This window comes from Rhodopseudomonas rhenobacensis (assembly GCF_014203125.1).
GTDB classification, from domain to species: domain Bacteria; phylum Pseudomonadota; class Alphaproteobacteria; order Rhizobiales; family Xanthobacteraceae; genus Rhodopseudomonas_A; species Rhodopseudomonas_A rhenobacensis.
This window is the reverse complement of sequence record NZ_JACHIH010000067.1, coordinates 1-1,324: the sequence shown is the minus strand read 5'-3', so window position 1 is coordinate 1,324 and position 1,324 is coordinate 1. Positions and strand designations below refer to the sequence as shown.

The 1,324-nt window shown below is 68.1% G+C and carries 1 protein-coding gene; it reads right to left on the bottom strand.

The features are described from left to right. Positions 1–35 precede the first annotated feature (35 nt). Positions 36–1,324: IS1182 family transposase (locus HNR60_RS23910; protein ID WP_210313763.1), on the bottom strand; the 1,289-nt coding region annotated here is incomplete at its 5' end.

The window sequence follows — 1,324 nt, the reverse complement described above, 5'->3', positions numbered from 1 at the left end:
GTGCGGTTGGTGGGGTGCGGTCGGTGGCTGATCGGCTACGCCGCGGCGCTGTGGGTGAGGCGATGGCCTTGCAGGATGTTGTTGGCGAGGGCGAACAAGCTGAGCAGTGCTCTGACCTTGTCGTGTCCGCGGATGACGAACTGACGGAAGCCGCATTGCCGGATTCGGGCATTGATGCATTCACCCACGGTTCTTCGCTTGTAAACGGATTTGCCGTGCGGGCTTTTCATGCGCCTGCGCCAGGCGGCGACGCCGGGGCCGTCGTCGCGGCGCGGCGCATAGGGATCGCTGTCGTGCTTGCTGCGCACCGGCGGTCCATAGACGGCGACCCCCTGTTCGGCGGCCCATTCGGTATCGTTATTCTTGTTGAAGCCGCCGTCGACGAGGTAGCGCTTCGGCCGGTGGTCGTGGCGCCGCTCGATCTGCTCGATCATCGGCCGCATCAGGCCATGGTCGGAGCCGGTGCCGTCGACATCGACGGCGACCACGATCTGACCATCCGCCACCGTGGCGAGCTGGCAATTATGCGCCGGCCGATAGCCGCCGTCGGCCATCTTCATGACGCGCGCCTGCGGATCGGTGGTCGAGGCGCGCGGCTCTTTCTGCTTGGCGGTCTGGTTCTTGTTGGTCCGGCCGCGGCGGGCGCGTTCAGCTTCGATCTCCGCAAGCCGGTCCAGCGCCGCCTTGACGCGTGCCTCGCGCTCCCGCGCCGCCCGCTGTTGGGCCGCCTGGATGCGGCGGCTGCTGGCGTCCGGATCGTCGTGCAATTCCAGCCGCAGCGCTTTGATGCGACGCTGTGCCTTCTTCAGTTCCTTGTGCAGTGTCTTGCGGCGTCGGAACGAGGCCGACCCGGCCGAGGCCCGCACCCGCACGCCGTCCTGGGTGATCTCGTCGAGGCTGATGACGCCTGCCGCCGACAAGGTGGCGACGTGCTCGCTCAGCAGCCGGTCCAGCAGCTCCGGCTCCGCTGTGCGGAAGTCCGCCAGGCCATGATAGTTGACGCTCACCCCGCCGCACAGCCAGCGATAGGCGTCGTGGCCGTCGCACAGCCGCGCCAGCGCGCGGGCGCTGCCGATGCCCTCGCTGGTGGCATAAAGCCACAGCGCCAGCAGCAGTCGCGGACTGGCCGGCGCCTGACCCGGCGTATGCTCGCGCGCCCGCACCTTCTGTTCCAGCACTTGCAGATCAACCCGGCTGACATAATCCCAGATCAGCCGCGCAGGGTGATCCGCCGAAAGCAGCGCGTCGAGGTCCACCGACCGCAGTTCGATCTGATCGCGCACCGGCTCGCGCAGCCGCGCCCGTCCTGCGTCCAACACCTTCG